Origin of the sequence: Bariatricus sp. HCP28S3_F11, from assembly GCF_052065395.1 — a bacterium.
Taxonomy (GTDB): domain Bacteria; phylum Bacillota; class Clostridia; order Lachnospirales; family Lachnospiraceae; genus Allocoprococcus.
The window spans coordinates 12284-29412 of the sequence record NZ_JBQHUC010000013.1; the positions used below are offsets into that span (position 1 = coordinate 12284).

17 protein-coding genes are annotated in these 17129 nt (G+C 47.9%); all 17 read left to right on the forward strand.

From position 1 onward, the window contains the following. The first annotated feature begins 5 nt into the window (after window positions 1-5). Complete coding sequence (gene infB, locus ACTNBR_RS07920; RefSeq protein ID WP_441017733.1) at window positions 6-2789, forward strand: translation initiation factor IF-2; 2784 nt, start codon at window positions 6-8, stop codon at window positions 2787-2789. A gap of 21 nt (window positions 2790-2810) precedes the next feature. After that, complete coding sequence (rbfA, locus tag ACTNBR_RS07925) at window positions 2811-3203, forward strand: 30S ribosome-binding factor RbfA (RefSeq protein ID WP_427808009.1); 393 nt, start codon at window positions 2811-2813, stop codon at window positions 3201-3203. Next, a complete protein-coding gene (locus tag ACTNBR_RS07930; protein ID WP_441017731.1) occupies window positions 3184-4143 on the forward strand; it encodes a DHH family phosphoesterase in 960 nt (319 codons plus the stop codon). Before rbfA ends, ACTNBR_RS07930 begins: the two co-directional genes overlap by 20 nt. Continuing rightward, window positions 4144-5067, forward strand: coding sequence for a tRNA pseudouridine(55) synthase TruB (gene truB / locus ACTNBR_RS07935; RefSeq protein WP_441017729.1), 924 nt, complete (start codon window positions 4144-4146; stop codon window positions 5065-5067). A gap of 32 nt (window positions 5068-5099) precedes the next feature. After that, window positions 5100-6029: a bifunctional riboflavin kinase/FAD synthetase gene (locus ACTNBR_RS07940; RefSeq protein ID WP_441017727.1), complete on the forward strand. Its 930-nt coding sequence runs from the start codon at window positions 5100-5102 to the stop codon at window positions 6027-6029. 12 nt (window positions 6030-6041) lie between these two features. After that, window positions 6042-7685 (forward strand): Na/Pi cotransporter family protein, encoded by a 1644-nt coding sequence (locus ACTNBR_RS07945; protein WP_441017725.1) that lies wholly within the window; start codon window positions 6042-6044, stop codon window positions 7683-7685. Between the two features lie 128 nt (window positions 7686-7813). Further along, complete coding sequence (rpsO, locus tag ACTNBR_RS07950; RefSeq protein ID WP_427807999.1) at window positions 7814-8080, forward strand: 30S ribosomal protein S15; 267 nt, start codon at window positions 7814-7816, stop codon at window positions 8078-8080. A 251-nt stretch (window positions 8081-8331) separates the two neighbouring features. After that, a complete protein-coding gene (locus tag ACTNBR_RS07955; protein WP_427807997.1) occupies window positions 8332-10419 on the forward strand; it encodes a polyribonucleotide nucleotidyltransferase in 2088 nt (695 codons plus the stop codon). A 103-nt stretch (window positions 10420-10522) separates the two neighbouring features. Beyond that, window positions 10523-11446: a stage III sporulation protein AA gene (spoIIIAA, locus tag ACTNBR_RS07960; RefSeq protein ID WP_441017723.1), complete on the forward strand. Its 924-nt coding sequence runs from the start codon at window positions 10523-10525 to the stop codon at window positions 11444-11446. After that, window positions 11431-11952, forward strand: a complete 522-nt coding sequence (locus ACTNBR_RS07965) for a stage III sporulation protein AB (RefSeq protein ID WP_441017721.1) — start codon at window positions 11431-11433, stop codon at window positions 11950-11952. Before spoIIIAA ends, ACTNBR_RS07965 begins: the two co-directional genes overlap by 16 nt. A 24-nt stretch (window positions 11953-11976) precedes the next feature. Next, complete coding sequence (gene spoIIIAC, locus ACTNBR_RS07970) at window positions 11977-12171, forward strand: stage III sporulation protein AC (RefSeq protein ID WP_427807991.1); 195 nt, start codon at window positions 11977-11979, stop codon at window positions 12169-12171. A 37-nt stretch (window positions 12172-12208) separates the two neighbouring features. Beyond that, entirely contained in the window at window positions 12209-12595 is a 387-nt protein-coding gene (locus tag ACTNBR_RS07975) for a SpoIIIAC/SpoIIIAD family protein (RefSeq protein WP_441017719.1), read from the forward strand. A gap of 50 nt (window positions 12596-12645) precedes the next feature. Further along, entirely contained in the window at window positions 12646-13839 is a 1194-nt protein-coding gene (locus ACTNBR_RS07980) for a stage III sporulation protein AE (protein ID WP_441017717.1), read from the forward strand. A 16-nt stretch (window positions 13840-13855) separates the two neighbouring features. After that, window positions 13856-14161, forward strand: a complete 306-nt coding sequence (locus ACTNBR_RS07985) for a stage III sporulation protein AF (RefSeq protein WP_441017715.1) — start codon at window positions 13856-13858, stop codon at window positions 14159-14161. After that, window positions 14148-14717 (forward strand): stage III sporulation protein AG, encoded by a 570-nt coding sequence (locus tag ACTNBR_RS07990; RefSeq protein WP_427820430.1) that lies wholly within the window; start codon window positions 14148-14150, stop codon window positions 14715-14717. Before ACTNBR_RS07985 ends, ACTNBR_RS07990 begins: the two co-directional genes overlap by 14 nt. 21 nt (window positions 14718-14738) lie before the next feature. Continuing rightward, a complete protein-coding gene (locus ACTNBR_RS07995; RefSeq protein WP_427807981.1) occupies window positions 14739-15353 on the forward strand; it encodes a SpoIIIAH-like family protein in 615 nt (204 codons plus the stop codon). Window positions 15354-15509: 156 nt separating this feature from the next. Next, window positions 15510-17102: a peptide chain release factor 3 gene (locus ACTNBR_RS08000; RefSeq protein ID WP_427807979.1), complete on the forward strand. Its 1593-nt coding sequence runs from the start codon at window positions 15510-15512 to the stop codon at window positions 17100-17102. Window positions 17103-17129 lie beyond the last annotated feature (27 nt).

Sequence of the window (17129 nt, forward strand, 5' to 3'; positions counted from 1 at the left end):
TATATATGTCAAAATTAAGAGTATATGAGCTCGCGAAAGAGATGAATAAGACGAACAAAGAGATGCTCGCCATGTTAAAGGAAAAGGGTATCGAAGTTGCAAGTCATATGAGCACTCTTTCGGATGAGCAGGTCGATATGATGAAGAAACCGGCAGCGGCGAAGAAGCCGGCAGAAGTACAGCCGAAAAAAGAGACAGAAGAGACGGAGGTACCGAAGAAGAAAAATATTGTTCAGGTGTTCCGTCCTCAGAATACACAGAACGGCGGACGAAACAGCCGTCCGCAGGGACAGCGTCAGGGAGGCCGTCCACAGGGAAATAATAATGCGCAGGGAGGCCGTCCGCAGGGAAATAACAACGCGCAGGGAGGCCGTCCGCAGGGAAATAACAATGTGCAGGGAGGCCGTCCGCAGGGAAATAACAATGCGCAGGGAGGCCGTCCGCAGGGAAATAATAACGCGCAGGGAGGCCGCCCGCAAAACGGCGGTCAGAATCGTCCGTTTGAAGGAAGAAGAGAAGGGTTCCAGGGAAGAGACCGTGACGACAGAAGAGGCCGTGACGATCAGAGACAGAACCGCACAGGTGAAGGAAGAAGAGAAGGATTCCAGGGAAGAGACCGTGACGACAGAAGAGGCCGTGACGACCAGAGACAGGGTCGCCCATTCGAAGGAAGAAGAGAAGGGTTCCAGGGAAGAGACCGCGATGACAGAAGAGAAAACCGCGATTTCCGCGACAAAGACGGACGTGATTTCCGTGACAAGGACAGCCGCGATTTCCGTGACAAGGATTCCAGGGATGACAGAAGAGACGGTCGTCGTGATGACCGGAGAAAATCCGGCCCGGCAATTCCGGCACCTGCAATTGCTGAGCAGAAACCGAGCCGTACGAAACCGAAGGATGCTCATAAGAAAAAAGAATACAGAAATGATGATAATGACAACGAAGAAAGAATGCCAAAAGGCAAAAAAGGAAAGAATAATACCCCGCAGCCGAAATTAGAAAGACCGCAGCCGAAGAAAGAGGCGGCAGAAGAGCAGATCAAGCAGATCACCATTCCTGAGAAGCTGACGATTCAGGAACTGGCTGACAAGATGAAAATCCAGCCGTCTGTGATCGTGAAGAAACTCTTTATGCAGGGCAAGATCGTGACGATCAATCAGGAAATCGATTTCGATACCGCAGAAGAAATTGCGATGGAGTTCGAAGTGCTCTGTGAAAAAGAAGAAGTGGTCGATGTGATCGAAGAGCTTCTGAAAGAGGAAGAAGAGGACGAAAAGAAAATGAAGAAACGTCCTCCAGTTGTATGTGTTATGGGTCATGTAGACCATGGTAAAACCTCTCTTCTGGATGCGATCCGTGATACCCATGTGATCGAAGGCGAGGCCGGCGGAATTACCCAGCACATCGGTGCATCTGTTGTAGAGGTGAACGGAGAAAAGATCACATTTCTGGATACACCGGGACATGAGGCATTTACTGCAATGCGTATGCGTGGGGCAAATTCTACAGATATCGCGATTCTGGTTGTAGCAGCAGACGACGGTGTCATGCCTCAGACTGTGGAAGCGATCAACCATGCGAAAGCAGCGGGAATTGAGATCGTTGTTGCGATCAACAAGATCGATAAGCCGAGTGCAAATATTGAACGAGTAAAACAGGAACTGACTGAATACGAATTGATTCCGGAAGACTGGGGCGGAAGCACCATCTTTGTTCCGGTTTCCGCTCGTACCGGAGAAGGCATTGATGATCTGATGGAAATGATCCTTCTGACTGCGGAAGTGATGGAATTAAAGGCAAACCCGAACCGTCGCGCAAGAGGTCTTGTGATCGAAGCCGAACTGGACAAAGGTAAAGGTCCGGTTGCGACTGTGCTGGTACAGAAAGGAACTCTCCGTGTAGGAGATCCGGTTGCGGCAGGTTCTGCTTACGGTAAAGTGCGTGCCATGATGGATGAAAAGGGACGCCGGGTGAAAGAGGCAGGCCCGTCTACTCCGGTAGAAATCCTCGGACTGAATGACGTTCCGAACGCAGGCGAAGTTTTCGTAGGATGCGGTAACGAAAAAGAAGCGAGAAGCTTTGCAGAGACATTTATCAGCCAGGGAAGAATGAAAATGCTGGATGAAACGAAGACGAAGATGTCTCTGGATGATCTGTTCAACCAGATCCAGGAAGGTAATCTGAAAGAACTTGGTATCGTTGTCAAAGCCGATGTACAGGGATCCGTTGAAGCAATCAAGCAGAGTCTTGTGAAGCTGTCCAACGATGAAGTTGTGGTGAAGATCATCCACGGAGGTGTCGGTGCAATCAACGAATCAGACGTTACACTGGCTGCGGCGTCTAACGCGATCATCATCGGATTCAATGTCCGCCCGGATGCATCTGCAAAAGAAACAGCAGAGCGCGAAGGGGTTGACATGAGATTATATCGCGTCATTTACAATGCGATCGAGGATGTAGAAGCCGCCATGAAGGGTATGCTGGAACCGGTATTTGAGGAGAAGGTTCTTGGTCATGCCGAAGTGCGCCAGACATTCAAGGCATCCGGAGTCGGAACCATTGCAGGTTCTTACGTGCTGGATGGTGTGTTTGAAAGAGACTGTCAGGTTCGTATCACACGTGACGGCATTGTGATCTATGATGGAAAACTGGCATCCCTCAAACGTTTCAAAGATGACGTGAAAGAAGTGAAAGCCGGTTATGAATGTGGTTTTGTATTTGAACGTTTCAACGATATCAAGGAGGGTGACCAGGTAGAAGCATTCAAGATGGTCGAGATCCCAAGATAATAAAGGAAGGCGTTTTGAAATATGAGAAAGAACAGTATTAAGAATACAAGAGTAAATACGGAGGTGCAGCGTGAGCTGAGCAATATTCTGCGCGGCGGGATCAAGGATCCCCGCGTTGCACCGATGACTTCGGTGGTGGCGGTTGAAGTTGCACCGGACTTAAAGACCTGTAAAGCATACATTAGCGTTCTTGGTGATGAAAAGGCACAGGCAGACACGGTAAAGGGACTTCAGAGTGCGGAAGGCTATATCCGCCGTGAGCTTGCACATACACTGAATATGAGAAATACACCGGAGATCCGGTTTGTGCTGGATCAGTCGATCGAGTACGGCGTAAATATGTCGAAGAAAATTGATGATCTGACAAAGGATTTGAAAAAAGAGGATGAGGAACATGTTACAGAAAGCAATTAAGAAAGCGCAGACGATTGCTGTCGGCGGTCATATACGTCCGGATGGAGATTGTGTAGGCTCCTGTATGGGATTATGGCTTTATGTAAAAGAAAACTTTCCCGAAAAAGAGATTCATGTGTATCTGGAGGAAATCCCGAATACGTTCAAGTTCATGAAGGGAACAGAAGAAATCCGTCATGAGATCCCGGATGAGAAGATCTACGATCTGTTTATCCTTCTGGACTGCGGATCACCGGACAGACTGGGATTCTCAGCACCTCTTTATGAGAATGCAAAGCATTCGCTGTGTGTGGATCATCACATCAGCAACCAGGCTTTTGCAGAAGAGAACTATGTACGACCGGATGCAAGTTCCACGTCAGAACTGATCTATGATCTTTTGGATCATGAGAAGATCCCGAAAGCAGTGGCAGAGTGTCTGTACACGGGGATGGTGCACGATACAGGGGTGTTCCGGTACACCAATACCCATCCGTCTACGATGCGCTCGGCCGCAGCATTGATGGAAAAAGGAATCGATTTTTCCAGGATCATTACGGAGACATTTGACGAAAAAAGTTATGTTCAGAACCAGGTTATGGGCCGTGCGCTTCTGGAAAGTATCCGGTTCATGGATGGGAGATGTATCGTGTCCTCTCTTCGGAAGAAAGATATGGAATTTTATCAGGTACAGCCCAAGCATCTGGATGGCATTGTCAGTCAGCTGAAGCTGACGAAAGGCGTGGATGTCGCTATCTTCATGTATGAGCTGGAAAATGGCACATTTAAAGTCAGCCTGCGCTCTACCGAAGCTGTGGATGTCAGTGAAATCGCCAGATATTTCGGCGGCGGCGGTCATGTAAGGGCAGCAGGATGCACCATGTCTGGAACGGTACATGATGTGATCAATAATCTGTCGCGCAGGATCGAACTGCAGATGAAAGGCGGGAACGAGGCTTAAATGATACACGGAGTGCTGAATATTTATAAAGAAAAAGGATATACTTCTCATGATGTAGTTGCCCGTTTGAGAAGGATCGTGGGACAGAAGAAGATCGGTCATACTGGGACACTCGATCCGGAAGCCGAAGGCGTCCTGCCCGTATGTCTCGGGAAGGCGACCAAATTATGTGATCTTCTGACTGACAAGGATAAGACCTACGAAGCGGTCCTGCTTCTGGGAATTTCAACCGACACACAGGATACCACGGGAAAGATCCTGGAGGAAAAAAGCACGGCGGATTTGAAGGAAGAAGCGGTGCGGGAAGCGGTATTATCCTTTGAAGGCGAGTACGATCAGATACCGCCCATGTTTTCTGCTTTGAAAGTCGGCGGGAAAAAGCTTTATGAGCTCGCAAGAGACGGAAAAGAAGTGGAGAGAAAGCCGAGACATGTGCAGATCTATCGTATCCGGATCCTTCAGATCGATCTGCCCCGTGTCCGTATGGAAGTGACGTGCTCAAAAGGGACATATATCCGCACACTGTGCCACGATATCGGTGAGAAACTGGGATGCGGAGGATGCATGGAATCCCTGCTCCGGACAAGAGTGGAGCGGTTTGGCGTGGCAGAAAGTCTCCGGATTTCCGAAGTGGAGCAACTTATGGATGAGGGAACACTTCAGGAACATATGATAAAAGTGGATGAGATGTTCCCGGATTATCAGAAGGTGTATCTGACGCCGGAAGCTTCGGCTGCTGTGAGGAACGGCAATTCGTTCCGTCTGGGGGATGTAATCTGGATATCGGAACTTTCTGGATTTCAGAATGCGGAAAGAGTACGGGTCTATGATGAGGAACGGAATTTTATTGCCGTGTATGAATTTGAAAAAGAAAATCAATTATTTAAAATCGTAAAAATGTTTTTTGACAAAAAAGAGAAGTAAGACTGTATACTATGACATAAAGAGGAAATGAAATGGAGTATTTCAAAGGGCTTGCATCCTACCGGGGAGACGGAAGGACAGCGATTACACTTGGAAAATTTGACGGACTTCACCGCGGACATCAGAAGCTGATTCATAAGGTGCGTCAGCTGAAGGAAGCGCATGAAGTGAAGTCGGTTGTGTTTGCTTTTGACATGACACCGCTTTTTGAGCGGCTGGGGCTGCCAAGAGATGGGATCATGTCGAACGAGGAACGGCGTATGCATCTGGAAGATGAGGTGGATGCGCTTGTGGAGTGTCCGTTTACAGAGAAAATCAGCAGTATGGAGGCAGAAGTCTTCATCCGTGACATTCTTTCCGGGCTGTTTCACGCAAAGTATGTTGTGGTCGGAACCGATTTCCGGTTCGGGCACGATAAACGCGGTGATGTGAACATGCTGGCAGAATATGCCGGAGAATATGATTATGAACTGTTCGTGATCGAGAAAGAAATGTATGGAGGTCGTGAGATCAGCAGTACTTATGTCAGAGAAGAATTGCGTAAAGGAAATATGCAAGTGGTGAACGAGATGCTCGGGTATCCCTATACGGTTGCCGGAATTGTGGAATATGGAAAACAGCTTGGAAGAAGACTGGGATTTCCCACACTGAATGTCCATCCTGCCAAAGAGAAACTGCTTCCGCCGAACGGAGTCTATATAGACCGCGTGAAGCTGGACGGCGTGTGGTATGACGGAATCGGCAATGTAGGTGTAAAGCCGACGGTAACAGACGAAAAGCGGATGCTGATAGAAAGCTATCTGTTTGATTATGAAGGAAATGCTTATGGAAAAAATGTGAAGATTCAGCTTTACGAATTCCGCAGACCTGAGAAAAAGTTTGCCTCTGTCGAAGAAATGCGGCAGCAGGTAGAGTCTGATATCTCTTATGGAAGAGAGTATTTCCGTCACAAAAGAGGATAAGGAGAAAACGATATGAATATCACAACGATTTTTCTGCTGCTGGGTGGTTTGGGCCTGTTTTTGTTCGGTATGGAGCTTATGAGCGACGGACTGGAGAAAGCAGCCGGTGCCCGGATGCGGGGAATTCTTGAATTCTTTACAAAAAACCGTTTTATTGGAATGCTGGTGGGAATTCTTTTCACGGCAGTAGTTCAGTCGTCCAGTGCGACGACGGTCATGGTGGTCAGCTTTGTAAATTCCGGGCTCATGAATCTGTACCAGGCCAGTGGAGTCATTCTGGGAGCCAATATCGGTACAACAGTGACCGGGCAGCTGATTGCATTTAATCTTTCGGATGTTGCACCACTGTTCGTCATGATCGGCGTGATCATGTATATGTTCTGTAAAAAGACCAATATCAAACGAGTTGGTATGGTGGTCCTTGGATTTGGTATCTTGTTCATGGGACTCAGTACCATGGGGGATGCCATGACATCCCTGAAAAACTCTCCGCAAGTCATGGAACTTCTCCAGTCACTGACCAATCCGCTGATGGCAATCGTGGTTGGATTTGTGATTACATCCATTCTTCAGAGTTCATCGGCTACGGTCGGTATCATTATTCTGATGGCAGGACAAGGGCTTCTGGCATTTGCCATCTGTCCGTTCTTGATCCTGGGATGTAATATGGGCTCCTGTATGTCAGCCCTTCTTGCCAGCCTTGGAGGAAAGAAGGATGCAAAGCGGGCCGCATGGATTCATTTTCTGTTTAACATTATCGGATCCTTTATTATTTTCATCGTACTGATGATTGCGACCGATCCGATTACAACGGCAATCCTGAAGTTCTCAGGAAACAATCCGTCTCGTGCGGTTGCGAACGCACATACGATCATTAAGATTACAGAAGTAATCCTGTTGTTCCCGTTCATGAACTGGGTAGTGAAAGCAACTTACAAGATTATTAAGGGTAAAGATCCTTCACCGGAAGATGAATTTGAACTTCTTTACATCGGAGAAGGAAAGATGATGACACCAAGTACCGCAACAGTGAATGCCATTCAGGAAATCGAACACATGGGACAGCTTGCCTGTGATAATCTGAAGCTTGGAATGAAAACACTCTGTGATCCGAACGAGGATGAGATCAATGTGATCTACCAGAAAGAGCGGTATATCAACTTCCTGAATCATAAGATCACGGATTATCTTGTGAAGGCCAGCGAGATGGAGATGCCGATCGCCGATTCTCAGATGGTGGGAGCACTCTTTCACGTGGTAAACGATATCGAACGTATCGGTGACCATGCGGAGAACCTTGCCGATTCAGCCAAAATGATCAGGAACGGAGAGGCACAGCTCAGCGATAAGGCAAAACAGCAGCTTCAGGATATGACAGAGATGGTTATGGAAATTCTGGACTACTCACTGGATATGTTCACACACAACAATCAGGAACATATGCAGGAAATTCTGGATCTCGAGGATGCGATCGATGAGAAAGAGAAGAAGCTCCAGAGAGCCCATGTAAAACGTCTTACTAAAAACAGATGTACACCGGAAGGCGGTATGATTTTCTCCGATACGGTATCCGGTCTGGAACGTGTGGCGGACCACGCGACAAATATTGCATTTGCGATTCATCAGCCGGACGATTACAGTGACGATGATGATTAAAAGTGCTTGACTTCATACGGCTGTTGTGATATATTAAAGCGGTGTGAAAACCGGTGTTCGGCAGATGGAATCTCCAACCGCTGCTTAATACCTGGCAATTATTAGTATATATCAGGAGGTAGTGACAAATGATCACAAAAGAAATGAAAGAACAGATTATTAAGGAATACGGAAGAACAGAAGGAGATACAGGATCTCCGGAAGTACAGGTTGCTATTCTTACAGCAAGAATCAATGACCTGAACGACCACTTCAAAGCTAACCCGAAGGATTTCCACTCAAGAAGAGGACTTCTTAAGATGGTTGGACAGAGAAGAGGACTTCTTGCATACCTTAAGAAGAATGATATTGAAAGATATCGTTCACTGATTGAAAGATTAGGTCTGAGAAAGTAATTCTGATCATAAAGCGAAAGAGAGCATTTCACTGGGTGGAGTGCTCTCTTTTTATGTGGGTGGCTAGCCACCCTCTTCACTTTTCCCTTGCAACTAAGGACTTGCTGTGATATAATGTGAAAGATTGTGGCAGTATGTAGATCCGAGACCACTGAAAAGCGTATCTGCATCCGGAGGGGAAGATGGGTTTTTCAGTAGTTTCGGAAAAGGCTGCCGGTGACATATAGTGAATAGTAGAAAGGAAGAATAGCATGTATAAATCATTTGAAATGGAGCTTGCAGGCAGAACTCTCCGCGTTGATGTCGGTAGAGTAGCAAAGCAGGCAAATGGAGCAGCGCTTATGCATTATGGTGATACGGTTGTGCTGTCAACAGCAACTGCATCAGACAAGCCGAGAGAAGGAATCGATTTCTTCCCGCTTAGTGTGGAATACAATGAGAAATTATATGCCGTTGGAAAGATCCCGGGAGGATTTAACAAGAGAGAGGGAAAGGCTTCCGAAAATGCGGTTCTTACCTGCCGTGTAATCGATCGTCCGATGAGACCACTGTTCCCGAAGGATTATAGAAATGATGTAACTTTAGAGAACCTGGTTCTTTCTGTAGACCAGGACTGCGCACCGGAACTTACCGCAATGCTTGGTTCTGCAATCGCAACAGCAATCTCAGACATTCCGTTTGACGGACCGACAGCATCTACGCAGGTCGGACTGGTTGACGGAGAGTTTGTTTTCAACCCGACTGCAGCACAGAAGGAGAAATCCGACCTGGCACTGACGGTTGCATCTACAAAGGAAAAGGTTATCATGATCGAAGCCGGTGCAAATGAAGTTCCGGAAGATAAGATGATCGAAGCGATCTTCGCTGCACATGAAGTGAACCAGAAGGTGATCGCATTTATCGAAACCATCGTTGCAGAGTGCGGAAAGCCGAAACATGACTATGTAAGTTTCGCTGTACCGGAAGAGCTCTTTGATGCAATGAAGGAGATCGTGACACCGGAAGAGATGGAAGTTGCGGTATTTACCGATGACAAGCAGACCAGAGAAGAGAATATCCGCAAAGTGACAGAAAGACTGGAAGAAGCATTTGCAGACAATGAAGAATGGCTGGCAAAACTTCCGGATGCAGTATATCAGTATCAGAAGAAGGTAGTCCGCAAGATGATCCTCAAAGATCATAAGCGTCCGGACGGAAGAGCAATTGATCAGATCCGCCCGCTTGCAGCAGAAGTAGATCTGCTTCCGAGAGTACACGGTTCTGCAATGTTTACCCGTGGACAGACTCAGATCTGTACCGTTACCACACTTGCTCCACTTTCAGAGGCTCAGAAAGTGGACGGACTGGATGAAGCAGAAACATCCAAGAGATATATGCACCACTACAACTTCCCGTCTTACTCTGTAGGTGAGACCAGACCTTCCAGAGGACCGGGACGACGTGAAATCGGACACGGAGCACTGGCTGAGAGAGCACTGGTGCCGGTACTCCCGTCAGAGGAAGAATTCCCGTATGCGATCCGTACCGTATCCGAGACATTTGAATCCAACGGTTCTACTTCACAGGCCAGCGTTTGTGCATCTTCTATGTCACTGATGGCAGCAGGTGTACCGATCAAATCTGCAGTAGCAGGTATTTCCTGTGGTCTGGTAACCGGAGAGACGGACGATGATTATCTGGTACTGACTGATATTCAGGGACTTGAAGACTTCTTCGGAGACATGGACTTCAAGGTAGCAGGAACCAAGAAAGGTATCACAGCGATCCAGATGGATATCAAGATTCACGGACTGACAAGACCGATTATCGAAGAAGCGATTGCACGTACAAGACAGGCTAGAATTTACATCATGGACGAAGTCATGAGTAAAGCGATCGCCGAGCCGAGACCGCAGGTTGGAAAATATGCTCCGAAGATTATTCAAATGAGTATTGATCCTTCTAAGATCGGCGATGTAGTCGGACAGAGAGGAAAGACCATCAACGCGATCATCGAAAAGACGGGCGTAAAGATCGATATCACCGATGACGGTAACGTATCAATCTGCGGAACCGACGCTGAAAACATGGAAAAAGCGAAGAAGATGATTGCAATCATCGTGACCGACCTGGAAGCAGGAATGGTTCTGGAAGGTGACGTTGTCAGCATCAAGGAATTCGGTGCTTTCGTTGAATTTGCTCCGGGCAAGGAAGGAATGGTTCACATTTCCAAGATCGCTAAGCAGAGAATTGAACATGTGGAAGATGTCCTGACACTGGGCGACCATGTGAAGGTTGTCTGCCTCGGAAAGGACAAGATGGGACGTCTCAGCTTTAGTATCAAAGATGTAGCTGAATAAAGATAAAATTGAAACAGAAAAGAACTCTTCAGAGATGAAGGGTTCTTTTTTTAGCATAAATACGGCATTTTGCCCATATATTTGGTTTAAAGAGGTGGACAAGATGAGAAGAGAGAAGAAAAACCAGATTATCCGAGTGCTTGCGGAGCGGATCCGCGGGATCATATTGAATGAAGGAATTGATTTTGCAACGCTGCAGGAGATCCGACTCCGGGAAGGACAGCCATTGGTGATCCGATGTGATGGGGAGGAAAAGCTGTTTGCGCATATTGTGACGCGCGAAGAGCTGAGAGAAACGATGGAATACATAGCTAACTATTCTTTGTATGCCTATGAAGAAGAGATGAAACAGGGGTTCCTCACGATCAATGGCGGCCATCGGGTGGGAATATCCGGAAAAATTATACCAGATGGAGGACATGTGCGCAATTTTCAATATATTTCTTCTATTAATATCCGTATTTGTCATGAAGTGAAAGGATGTGCGGACCGGCTGTTTCCGGAAGTGCTGGAAAATGGGCGCCTTTGTCACACGCTGATCATATCGCCGCCGGGGAGAGGCAAAACCACACTTCTTCGGGATATGGTGCGGCAGATATCGGATGGGAATGCCTATCTTGCAGGGCAAAATGTAGGAGTGGTGGATGAACGGTCCGAGATCGGAGGATGCTATCAGGGAGTGGCACAGAATCAGGTGGGAAAACGGACCGATATTCTGGATAACTGTCCGAAAGCGGAGGGGTTGATGATGCTCATCCGATCCATGTCTCCGCAGGTCGTGGCCGTGGATGAGATTGGAACCGCTCAAGATGTGGAGGCCGTATCCTATGCCATGCACTGTGGCGCGATCATGCTTGCGACGGTTCACGGAACATCGTTGGAGGAAATCCGTGAGAAGCCGTTCTTGAAACGTTTCTGGGAAGGTCATGATTTTAAACGGTATGTGGTGATGAAAGAAAGTGGAAAGACGGGAGAAATCGAAGGCATTTATGATGACAGAGGGAACCGGATATGCTGTGGAAACTGATCGGATGTCTCTGCATTCTGACGGCTTCTTCGGGGTTGGGGTATTTTCAAGGTATAGAGTATAGAAGGCAGATCCAGGAAATGCACTGCCTGGAACAGCTGATCCGGGAGATCGGCGGAGAGATTTCCTATACAAAAGCACCGCTCCCGGAAATCTTTCTCCGTACAGCGAGATACTGCCGCAGTCCGTACAGCCTCTGGCTCCGTGAAATGGCCAGGGAAATGCAGGAAAAGGGGGCAGTGCAGCTTGGAGTGTTATGGGAGAACAGAACGCGGAAAATTCTGGGAACACTTCCTTTAGATTCGGAGGAAATGAACGAGCTTTCGCAGGTTGGATATCAGATGAATCATCTGGATATCCGTATGCAGGAGCAGACACTTATTTGGTACGTCACACGACTGGAGGAGCGGAGAGGCCGTAAAGAGAAGATTTTATATGAGAAACAGCGTCTCAGTAATCTGCTGGGGGTGTCGGCAGGACTTTTCCTTGTGATCCTGCTTATGTGACAAAAGAAATCGGAGGAGGAATTCATGAGTGTTAATCTGATTTTTAAAATCGCAGCTGTCGGGATCCTGGTGTCGGTGCTCAGTCAGGTGTTGAAACACAGCGGGCGGGAGGAACAGGCATTTCTGACCAGTTTTGCGGGCCTTATACTGGTACTGTTCTGGATCATCCCTTATGTGTATGAGCTTTTTGAAGATATCAGGAGATTATTTGCACTGTAGAAAACAGCCGGACTGTTTTTAGAAGGGAGGCATTCGGATGAACATACTGCAGATTGCAGGAATCGGGGTAGTGGGGACGCTCCTTGCCCTGCAGTTCAAAAGCGGAAAAGCGGAATACGGTATATACACAGGGATTGCCGTCAGTCTGTTTCTACTCTTTGGAATGAGCGGAAGGCTGGAGGTGATCAAAGAGGCATTTGACACCATCGGTAGTTTTGTTAAAGTGGACAATGGCTATATGAAAGCAATTCTCAAAATGCTGGGGGTGACTTATGTGTCGGAATTTGCTTCCGCGATCTGCCGGGATGCAGGATACCAGACGATCGCATCGCAGATCGAAATCTTTGCAAAGCTGACGATCCTGGCTCTCAGTATGCCTGTACTGGAAGCACTCCTGGTCACGATTCAGGGATTCCTCGGCTGAAGGCCCGGGAAAAAGAGTATGGGATTGGGAATATGGGGAAGGAGTGAAAGATGACAGGAATACTACGGCGCATGCGGCATGGAATGTATGTTCTCTTCGTGGCTCTGCTGATTGCAGTCACGGGCACGGTACACGCCGAGGGAGAGGAGGCACAGGAAAGGGTGACGCAGGAAGACGCTGCGAAATTAAGTGAGGATGCAGCAGAGAGTCTGTTCGACGAACTGGATACCGACCAGATCGACCGTGTCTTAAAAGAGGCATATTCGCGGGAAAAAGTCCGGTTCCGAGATGTGGTGCAGGCAATGATGGACGGGGAGCAAACCATTTCCCCGGAATTGATTGTGGATTTCGTCGCGGATACGCTGTTCGGTCTTGTGAGGGAAAACAGACCCGCCATGCTGCAGATGCTTCTGCTCCTGATCGTTGCAGCCGTCTTCACCAATTTCTCCGGCGTGTTTCAAAGCAGCCAGATCGCGGACTGCGCATTTTATATCGTCTATATTCTTCTGATTGCTGTCTGCATGACCGGATTTTCTTCTACCACGGAAACGGTCGAACAGGGGCTGGAAACTCTTCTGACCTTTATGAAGGTTCTGGCTCCTGCCTATTTCCTGTGTATGACGGCAGCGACCGGTAGTGTTTCCGGAATGGGATTCTATCAGCTCATCCTGATTCTGATCTATCTGGTGGAATTGGTGATCGTGCGGTTTGTTCTCCCGCTCGTGCACGTTTATCTGATGGTGCAGATCCTGAACTATCTGTCCGGTGAAGAATATCTTTCCAAAACAGGGGAACTTCTGGAGACGCTGATCTCCTGGGTGATGAAGACGATGCTTGCCTGTGTGACCGGAGTGAGTGTGATCCAGGGAATCTTAAGTCCTGCAATTGATCAGGTGAAACGGAGTGTCTGGACAAAAGGTGCCGAAATGCTTCCCGGAATCGGGGATGCCATCGGCGGGGTGACGGAAGTAGTACTTGGAACAGCGGTACTGATCAAAAATGCGGTCGGTATGGCGGGAGCGGTGCTGGCGGTTGGAATCTGTCTGCTCCCGATCCTGAATATGGGCGTGCTGACGATTCTTTATAAAGCGATGGCAGCTGTGGTTCAGCCGATTTCCGATAAAAGGATCGTGGAAGTGCTGTCCAGCATGGGAAATGCTTGCCGGATGCTCCTTAGCATCATTTTCACAACTTCAATCCTCTTTCTGGTGACCATTGCAGTGACGGCGGCATCCACCAGTTGAAGAAAGGAGACACAGGATGTTCAACTATTTTTATGAATGGCTTCGAAATCTGGCATTTTACATGGTGCTGGTAACGGCTGTCCTGCAGCTGATCCCGAACAGAAGCTATGAAAAATATATTCGTTTCTTCTGTGGGCTGATTTTGGTCATCCTTCTTTTGACACCGGTCATGAGAGTCATAGATGCCGGATTTGAAGGCAGGATGCGGGCGTCTGTAAGTGATGACAACTGGAAGGAACTGGAGGAGATCCGAGAGCAGGCCGAGGGTCTGGAAGATTTTGTCTATTCATTTTCCGGGGAGGAGCAGGATGGAGAAGAATAAAGAGTATCTACAATATATAAAAAAGTTCTTCGGGAAAAAGGAGCAGTGGCTGATCCTTCTACTTGTCGGGATCCTGCTGGTCGTGATCGCGATCCCGGTCCCAAAAGAAGGGGAAGAAGAGCAGGAAGAGGTACAGGACGAAACAGCGAGTTCCGGAAGCACCGACGATGAGGCGTACGTCCGACGCCTGGAACGGAGGCTGGAGGATGCACTGGTGCAGGTGCAGGGAGTAGGAAAAGTGTCTGTGATGATCACGCTTTCTGCTTCTTCGGAGAAGATCGTGGAAAAAGACAGAGAGAGTTCCAGCGAGACGAGCGGAGAAAATGAATCCGGTTCGTCGAAAAGGAGCAGTTCCTCGGAAACCTCCGTTTATACCGGAAACGGGAGCAATGAGACGCCTTACATTACGAAAGAACTGAGCCCCGCTATTGAAGGGGTTCTGGTGATTGCGGATGGGGGAGATGATGCCGTGGTGATCGAAAATATAACCGAGGCTGTCCAGGCATTATTCCCGGTAGACACGCATAGAATTAAAGTAATGAAGCGCAATCAATAAATATTAACAGGAGGAAGGAAAGTGAAACGAATATTCAAAAAGAATCAGATAGTCATTGCGGCACTTGCAGTTATGATCGCGGTGGCCGGTTATCTTAATTACTCCGGAAAAATATTTGGAAAAAACAGTACGGCCGAGGAAGCGGACAGTACACTTGCAAGCACGGAACTTCTGGATATTTCTGACGAAGATACATCTCAGACGGACGGAGAAGTGTCCGATGCGGAAACGGAAGGTACACCGGGGGAAGCGGTTCTTACCAGCGGAACTGCAAGCGGCGTAGTGGCACAGGCAAAGATCAGCCGGGAGCAGGTACGGGCGAAAAATAAAGAAACCCTTCAGGCAATCATCGATGATGCAAATGTGAGCGATGAGCAGAAAGCAGATGCCATCGCGCAGATGGTGCAGATGACTGAGTTGGCAGAAAAAGAAGTGACGATCGAAACCCTACTGGCCAGCAAAGGGTTCAGCGAGGCAGTCGTCAGCCTTTCCGAGGATTCGGCAGATGTTGTGGTGAACAGCAGTGACCTCACGGAAGCCAAACGCGCGCAGATCGAAGACATCGTGACACGCAAGGCAGGGATCAACGCGGCAAATATTGTGATCACTCCGATCCATAGCGGGGAGAATGAATGAGCTTAATTTGTGGAATCAGAGCCATCCCCAACAACTTCTCTCTTTTATTTTGGAATAAGATGTGGTAGACTAATTAAATGACCTCATTAAGTGAGAAAAGTTGAATAAATAGATAGAAAGAACGAATACTACATTATAGAATAACAGGAGTATACCATGGCAGATTTTACGAATGAAATAAAGAAAAGAAGAACATTTGCAATTATTTCCCATCCGGATGCCGGAAAGACGACATTGACCGAGAAGTTCCTGCTTTACGGAGGAGCCATTAACCAGGCCGGTTCGGTCAAGGGAAAGGCGACAGCGAAGCATGCTGTTTCAGACTGGATGGAGATTGAGAAGGAAAGAGGTATTTCGGTAACTTCGTCCGTACTGCAGTTTGAGTACGGTGGATACTGCATCAATATTCTGGATACTCCGGGACATCAGGATTTCTCGGAGGATACGTACCGTACCTTGATGGCAGCGGATTCGGCGGTCATGGTGATCGATGGTTCCAAGGGTGTTGAGGCGCAGACAAGGAAGCTGTTTAAAGTATGTGTAATGCGCCACATTCCGATTTTTACGTTTATCAATAAGATGGACCGTGAGGCGATGGACACCTTTGAACTTCTGGATGACATTGAAAAAGAACTGGGGATCGCTACTTGTCCGATCAATTGGCCGATTGGATCGGGAAAGGAATTCCGTGGGGTGTTTGACCGGGATACCAGAGAACTGGAAATCTTTTCAGATACGAAGAAAGGAACGACGGTAGGAGAAGTAAGAAAGGCGCCGATCGACAGTGAGGAAGCGAAGCAGATCGTGACGCAGGAACAGTACGAGAAGTTGGAGGAGGAGATCGAACTTCTGGACGGTGCAAGTGCCGAGTTCGATCAGGAACTGGTAAGTAAAGGAGAGTTGTCGCCGGTGTTTTTCGGATCTGCGCTCACGAACTTTGGTGTGGAGACATTCCTTCAGCATTTCCTTAGGATGACGACTTCTCCGCTCCCGAGAATGTCCGATAAAGGGCTTATTGATCCGATGAAAGAGAAAGAATTCTCTGCATTTGTATTTAAGATTCAGGCAAATATGAATAAGGCACACCGGGACCGGATCGCGTTTATGCGGATCTGTTCCGGTGAATTTGATGCGGGAATGGATGTGTATCACATTCAGGGCGGCAAAAAGGTCCGTCTCTCCCAGCCGCAGCAACTCATGGCGAGCGAGAGAAAGATGATCGACAAGGCATACGGAGGAGACATCATCGGTGTGTTTGATCCGGGAATCTTCTCCATCGGAGACACTCTCACCAATTCTCCGGAGAAATTCGCATACGAAGGAATTCCGACTTTCGCACCGGAGCATTTCGCAAGAGTGCGCCAGGTGGATACCATGAAGAGAAAGCAGTTTATCAAGGGAATCAATCAGATCGCTCAGGAAGGCGCGATTCAGATCTTCCAGGAATTCAATACCGGTATGGAAGAGATCATCGTAGGGGTGGTCGGGGTTCTGCAGTTTGATGTGCTGAAGTACCGTCTGGAAAATGAATACAACGTGGAGATCCGCATGGATACCCTTCCGTATGAGCATATTCGGTGGATTGAAAATGATAACATTGATATGGACAGGCTGGTGGGTACCTCTGATATGAAGAAGATCAAGGATCTGAAAGACCGGCCGCTCCTGCTTTTTGTCAACAGCTGGAGCATCCGTATGGTGTTGGAGCGAAATGAAGGCCTGGTATTATCCGAGTTCGGGCGTTCATAATTCTTCTTTCCAACGCATGGAAAATGT